Origin of the sequence: Pseudomonas agronomica (genome assembly GCF_025917275.1) — a bacterium.
Taxonomy (GTDB): Bacteria; Pseudomonadota; Gammaproteobacteria; order Pseudomonadales; family Pseudomonadaceae; genus Aquipseudomonas; species Aquipseudomonas agronomica.
Genome location: NZ_JAOSHO010000334.1, coordinates 1 through 5,818, shown reverse-complemented (window position 1 = coordinate 5,818; position 5,818 = coordinate 1). Strand labels below are relative to the sequence as shown.

The 5,818-nt window shown below is 64.4% G+C and carries 7 protein-coding genes; 6 read left to right on the top strand and 1 reads right to left on the bottom strand.

Annotation, left to right across the window (positions count from 1 at the left end):
• Nucleotides 1-134 precede the first annotated feature (134 nt).
• The 6 genes from moaB (at nt 135) to OC610_RS19855 (ending at nt 4,728) form a co-directional block, all read left to right on the top strand.
• A complete protein-coding gene (gene moaB / locus OC610_RS19880) occupies nt 135-689 on the top strand; it encodes a molybdenum cofactor biosynthesis protein B (RefSeq protein WP_264430098.1) in 555 nt (184 codons plus the stop codon).
• On the top strand, nt 686-1,921 hold the full coding sequence (locus OC610_RS19875) for a molybdopterin molybdotransferase MoeA (RefSeq protein ID WP_264430096.1): 1,236 nt from the start codon (nt 686-688) through the stop codon (nt 1,919-1,921). Before moaB ends, OC610_RS19875 begins: the two co-directional genes overlap by 4 nt.
• A gap of 81 nt (nt 1,922-2,002) precedes the next feature.
• Nucleotides 2,003-2,998 carry a ubiquinone anaerobic biosynthesis protein UbiU gene (gene ubiU / locus OC610_RS19870; protein WP_264430094.1) on the top strand — a complete coding sequence of 332 codons (996 nt, stop codon included), beginning with the start codon at nt 2,003-2,005 and terminating at the stop codon, nt 2,996-2,998.
• A gap of 10 nt (nt 2,999-3,008) precedes the next feature.
• Entirely contained in the window at nt 3,009-3,899 is an 891-nt protein-coding gene (locus OC610_RS19865; RefSeq protein WP_264430093.1) for a U32 family peptidase, read from the top strand.
• A complete protein-coding gene (gene ubiT, locus OC610_RS19860; protein ID WP_264430092.1) occupies nt 3,893-4,363 on the top strand; it encodes a ubiquinone anaerobic biosynthesis accessory factor UbiT in 471 nt (156 codons plus the stop codon). Before OC610_RS19865 ends, ubiT begins: the two co-directional genes overlap by 7 nt.
• Nucleotides 4,363-4,728: a putative zinc-binding protein gene (locus OC610_RS19855; protein ID WP_264430091.1), complete on the top strand. Its 366-nt coding sequence runs from the start codon at nt 4,363-4,365 to the stop codon at nt 4,726-4,728. The genes ubiT and OC610_RS19855 overlap by 1 nt, the downstream gene beginning before the upstream one ends.
• A 283-nt stretch (nt 4,729-5,011) precedes the next feature.
• Here OC610_RS19855 and OC610_RS19850 read toward each other — a convergent pair whose 3' ends face one another.
• Nucleotides 5,012-5,689: a Crp/Fnr family transcriptional regulator gene (locus OC610_RS19850; RefSeq protein ID WP_030137655.1), complete on the bottom strand. Its 678-nt coding sequence runs from the start codon at nt 5,687-5,689 to the stop codon at nt 5,012-5,014.
• Nucleotides 5,690-5,818: the final 129 nt, after the last annotated feature.

Sequence of the window (5,818 nt, the reverse complement as noted above, 5' to 3'; positions counted from 1 at the left end):
CAGCTCCTACGCAGTTCCTACGGGGATAGGATCGTTCCTGCATGAGGTGCCAAGGGAGGTACCTCCATGGAGGAATAGGCCCGGCATTGATTGCAGTTCAGGCTGGGCCATCTTTTCCGACAGGACGGCTGACCATGGCCCATCTGACCCAACGCGTTTTCCAACCGCTGAACATTGCGGTACTGACCATCAGCGATACCCGCACCTTCGAAACCGATTCATCAGGCCAGACCCTGGCCGACCTGCTGCAAAGCGACGGTCATGACCTGATCGACCGGGCGCTGGTGAAGGACGACATCTACCAGATCCGCGCACAAGTCTCGCAGTGGATCGCCGACCCCAAGGTACAGGTGGTGCTGATGACCGGCGGCACCGGGTTCACCGCGCGTGACAACACGCCCCAAGCGGTGGCGCCATTGCTCGACAAGCAGGTCGATGGGTTTGGCGAATTGTTCCGCCAGGTGTCGCTGGCGGAAATTGGCATGTCCACCCTGCAATCGCGGGCATTGGCCGGCATGAGCAATGGCGTGCTGGTCGTTTGCTTGCCGGGTTCGCCGGGCGCTTGCCGGACCGGCTGGGAGAAAATTCTCGCCGGGCAACTGGACGGGCGCACCGGGCCGTGCAATTTCACCCCGCACCTCAAGCCCCAGGCCGGTATCGCCCCGGCCGCCTGCGAGACACGTCCATGAGCGGCAAGGTGTGCGACAGCGGTGTGTTGACGCCCGTGGATGAGGCGATCCGGCATCTGCTGGACCAGGCGCCGCCGCCTCCGCCGGTGCAGCGGGTTGCCCTGGATCAGGCCTTGGCGCGGGTGCTGGCCGTTGATGTCCTGTGCCCGATGAACCTGCCGGCCTGGGACAACAGCGCCATGGACGGCTACGCCTTGCGCGCCGAGGACCTGCCCATTGCGGGCGGTTGCCTGGCGCTGGCCGGGCGGATCGCCGCGGGTGACGGGCCGGGCGAGCCGCTGCCGGCGGGCCGGGTGGTGCGCATTTTCACCGGTGCGCCGTTGCCGCCGGGCGCCGACACGGTCGTGCCGCAAGAAAGCTGTCGGGTCGAGGGCGAGCGGGTCTGGCTGCCATCGGTCAATCGCGGCGACCACGTTCGCAAGGAAGGCGAAGAGCTGCGCCGGGGCGATCAATTGCTCGGTGCCGGCACGCGCCTGCGGGCCCAGGAACTGGGGTTGCTGGCCGGTGCCGGAGTCGACCGGGTGGAGGTCTTTCGTCCTTTGCAGGTGGGGTTGCTCAGCAGCGGCGATGAACTGCGCGAACCGGGCGAGCCGTTGGCGCCGGGGCAGATCTACAACAGCAATCGCCACAGCCTCGCCGCGTTGTTGCGTGGCTGGGGCCTGGAAGTCCATGACTTCGGCGTCATGCCCGACCAGCTGTTGGCCAGTCGCCAAGCGTTGCGCCTGGCCGCGGCCGAATGCGATGTGCTGATCACCTCGGGCGGTGTCTCGGTGGGTGAGGAGGACCACCTCAAGCACGCCATCGAAGCGCTGGGCAGCATTGATCTGTGGCGGCTGGCGATCCAGCCCGGCAAGCCCCTGGCGTTCGGTGACGTGGAGGGCAAGCCGTGGATTGGCCTGCCGGGCAATCCTTCGGCGGCGCTGATTACCGCGTTGATCGTCGTGCGGCCATTCCTGTTCCGGGCCCAGGGCATGCGGGACGTACTGCCCACGCCGCTGCAGGTGCCCGCCGGGTTCGACTGGTTGAAGCGCAACCGGCGTCGGCAATACCTGCGGGCCCGATTGGTGGCGGGCGCTGACGGGCATCTGTGCGTCGAGCTGCACCCACAGCAAAGCTCGGCGATGCTGACGGCGGCCTGCTGGGCCGACGGCCTGGCGGTGGTGGAGCGCGAGACGCAAGTGCACAAGCACGACCCGGTGATGTATCTGCCATTCGCGAACCTGATGCATTGATGGCAATTGACTGCCGTCAAGGTCGCCGCCGATTGGCTGGCTAGACTGGCGGCGCCCTTAGTTTCCTCACGAGGATGCCCCATGCAACTGGTTTGCCCGGCAGGGAATCTGCCAGCCCTCAAAGCGGCGGTGCGCCAAGGCGCCGATGCCGTTTATGTCGGCTTTCGCGATGACACCAATGCCCGGCACTTCGCCGGGCTGAACATGGATGACAAGCAGTTCGACGCAGCGGTCGCCCATATTCGTCAGCATCAACGCAAGCTGTACGTGGCGGTCAATACGTATCCGCAGCCCAAGGGCTGGGAGCGCTGGCAGCGGGCGGTGGACCGCGCCGCCGATTTCGGCGTGGACGCGTTGATCGCCGCCGATCCCGGGGTACTCAGCTACGCCAGCCAGCGTCATCCTCGACTGGCGCTGCACCTTTCGGTACAAGGCTCGGCCACCCACGCGGCGGCGCTGGCGTTCTACGCGCAGCGCTATGACATTCGTCGCGCCGTGCTGCCGCGGGTGTTGTCCCTGGCCCAGGTCCGGCAGGTGGCGGCGGGCAGTCCGGTGCCGATCGAAGTCTTCGGCTTCGGCAGCCTGTGCATCATGGCCGAGGGCCGTTGCCACTTGTCTTCATATATCACGGGCGAATCGCCGAACCTCTGCGGCGTCTGTTCGCCGGCCAAGGCGGTGCGCTGGAGCGAGGACGTCGATGGCTTGAGCGCCCGCCTGAGCGAAGTGCTGATCGACCGCTACACCCCGGAAGAACCGGCCGGCTATCCGACCCTGTGCAAGGGCCGGTTCCTGGTGGGCGGCAAACGCTTCCACGCCCTGGAAGAACCCACCAGCCTCGACACTCTCGACCTGTTGCCGGAACTGGCGGCCATCGGCGTCGAAGCCGTGAAGATTGAAGGTCGTCAGCGCAGCCCGGCGTACGTCGAGCAGGTGACCCGGGTCTGGCGCGCCGCGCTGGATGCCCATCAGGTCGCGCCGCAACGCTTCCGCGTGCGGGAAGAATGGCGCCAGGTGCTGGCCGGTCTGTCCGAAGGCAGCCAGACCACCCTGGGCGCCTACCATCGATCATGGCAATGAGGGAGGCCTGATGAAACTCAGCCTGGGACCGGTCCTGTTCTATTGGGACAAAGCGCAACTGGGAAATTTCTACGCCGAGATGTCGGCGTTGCCGCTGGATGTGATCTACCTGGGGGAAACCGTCTGCTCGAAACGCCGGGCCTTTTCCCTGGATCAATGGTTGGGCCTGGGGCGCGAGCTGCAAGCGTGCAGCCAGGCGCAGATCGTGTTGTCGAGCCTGACGCTGATCGAAGCGGCGTCGGAGCTGTCCTCGCTGCGCCGCCTGTGTGACAACGGCGAGTTGTTGGTGGAGGCCAATGACATGGGCGCCGTGCAGTTCTTGGCCGAACGCAAATTGCCTTTTGTGGGCGGTCCGGCGCTGAACCTGTACAACGGCCACGCCCTGGGGCAACTGCTCGACAGCGGCATGATTCGCTGGGTGCCGCCGGTCGAATGCTCGGCGGCACTGATCGCCGATGTGCTGGAGCAAGCGCGAGACATGGACCGTGATCTGCCGGAAGTGGAAATTTTCGCCTACGGTCATTTGCCCTTGGCCTACTCGGCGCGCTGCTTTACCGCCCGCGCCGAAAACCGGCCCAAGGACGACTGCCAATTCTGTTGCATCAACTACCCCGACGGCCTGGCATTGAGCAGCCAAGAAGGGCAGCAATTGTTCACCCTCAACGGCATCCAGACGATGTCGGGCGAGGTGACGAACCTGCTCGCCGATTACCCCGCGCTGACCGCCTGCGGCGCCGACGTGCTGCGCCTCAGCCCGCGCGCCCAAGGCATGGCCGACGTGGTCACGGCCTTCGACAAGGTCCGCCAGGGCGAGGCACCACCGCTGTTCGTGGACGGTTGCAACGGCTACTGGCACGGCCACGCCGGGATGTTGAAAGTAGAGGAGGCGGGCCTGTGCTGAGTCCGAAGAAGTGGGTGCTCAAAGGTGCGGATCGCTTGCTGCCGCTGGTGGGCAAGGTGCCGTTCGTGGTGCAGCGGCTGGCGTTGCAACAAGCGCTCAATCGCTGCCTGGCCGAGCCGCTGCGCGAGGGCGGGTTCGAGGTGCTGCGCGATCGTTGGTTATGCCTTCGGGTGCCTGATCTGAAGTTATGCTGGTACATGACCCTCGGCCGCGACGGCCTGCGCATCGCCGAACGGGCCGACGCGCAGGTGTCCATCAGCGGTAACTGGCGTGAGTTCCTGTTGCTGGCCAGTCGTCAGGAAGACCCGGACACGTTGTTCTTTCGACGGCGGTTGGTGATCGAGGGAGATACGGAGTTGGGGCTGGCGTTGAAGAATTTGATCGATAGCCTTGATCCGGAGGTGTTGCCGCCGTGGTTGTGGCGCAATTTGGAGCGGGCAGGGAAGGGGCTGGCGACGGTGTGATGAAAGCCTCTGACGCGCTTCCCTTGGTGTATTCGTGTTCCGGTTGCTCGAACGTGGCGCAACTGGCCAACACTGTTGCGCTGCGCCTGGACCGTGCGGGCTTGGCGCAGATGTCATGCATTGTCGGGGTGGGCGGGCAGGTGCCGCCGCTGGTCAACAAGGCCCGCTCGGGGCGGCGGATCGTTGCGTTGGATGGGTGTCCGTTGCAGTGCGTGCAGGCTTGTCTGCGGTTGCATGACCTGACGGCGGATGTGCATCTGATCCTGAGCCAACTGGGGGTACGCAAGCGGTTTGGGGTGGATTGTGGTGAGTCTGAGATAGAGCAGGTGTTTTCGCGGGTAGTTGGGTTGTTGGAGGTGGGGTAGGTATGCCCCCTGACTCTTGATAATCGCCGGTTCCTGTGGGAGCGAGCCTACTCGCGAAGGAGCCCGTACAGTCAGCATCTTCATTGGCTGTCATACCGTATTCGCGAGCAGGCTCGCTCCCACATTGGATCTACAGCAGCCACAAAATTCATGCACACCACCGCCCCACTGTGGGAGCGAGCCTGCTCGCGAAGAGGCCCGTACGTTCGACATCTTCATCGCCTGTTGCACCGCCTTCGCGAGCAAGCTCGCTCTCACAGGAGGAATGTGGTCCGCCTAACGACTACTGCTGATATGCCTCCAGGTCATCCTCGGACAGGATACGAATCTGCCGCCGCTCCATGGCAATCAACCCCCCATCCACCAACCGATGCAGAATCCGCGAAAACGTCTCCGGCTGGATTCCCAGCTTGGAAGCCACCAGCCGCTTCGACACCTGCAACACCACCTGACCATCACGCGGATCCCGTTCCTGCAACAGAAAATTGATGACCCGCCGGCTGGCACTGGCCAAGGTCAGGTTATCGATGTCCTTGAGCCGTTGGTGCAAATGAATGCTCATGCTCGCCAGGATCGCCAGGCAGACCTTGGGCTGGTCTTCCAGGGCCTTGCGGTAATGGGTGCCCTCGATACTCACCAGCACGCTGTCCTTGATCGCCGAGGCGCTGACCGGGTAGCAGCGGGCCTGGCTGAAGAGCAGGGCTTCGGCGAAGGTCTGTCCGGGCTGGATGATTTCCACCAGGTTCTCCTGGCCTTCGCCAGTGACCCGGAACAGTTTGATCTGGCCGCTGACCAGCAGGAAAAACCGCTTGGCGGGATCGCCCTGGTGCATGAGGGTGCTGTTGCAGGGCAGCCGCTTGAGCACGGCCAGGTTGCACACGTCTTCGAAGACCCGCTCCGGCAATTGGCTGAACAGGTGATGACGACGCAACAGTAGAACGATGGAAGGGTGGGTCAGCATGGCGTACCTCCGCGTGCCGTCATGGTAGAGCCCAAGGCCCCGCCGGCCTATGCCTCGGCAGGCCTACCTCGGAAGAGGGATGGGGATTCACTGTTGACGCAGACCTGTGGCGAGGGAGCTTGCTCCCGC

Coding starts and splice junctions, on each gene's coding strand:
- moaB (WP_264430098.1), top strand. CDS start 135: ATGGCCCATCTGACCCAACGCGTTTTCCAACCGCTGAACATTGCGGTA.
- OC610_RS19875 (WP_264430096.1), top strand. CDS start 686: ATGAGCGGCAAGGTGTGCGACAGCGGTGTGTTGACGCCCGTGGATGAG.
- ubiU (WP_264430094.1), top strand. CDS start 2,003: ATGCAACTGGTTTGCCCGGCAGGGAATCTGCCAGCCCTCAAAGCGGCG.
- OC610_RS19865 (WP_264430093.1), top strand. CDS start 3,009: ATGAAACTCAGCCTGGGACCGGTCCTGTTCTATTGGGACAAAGCGCAA.
- OC610_RS19855 (WP_264430091.1), top strand. CDS start 4,363: ATGAAAGCCTCTGACGCGCTTCCCTTGGTGTATTCGTGTTCCGGTTGC.
- OC610_RS19850 (WP_030137655.1), bottom strand. CDS start 5,689: ATGCTGACCCACCCTTCCATCGTTCTACTGTTGCGTCGTCATCACCTG.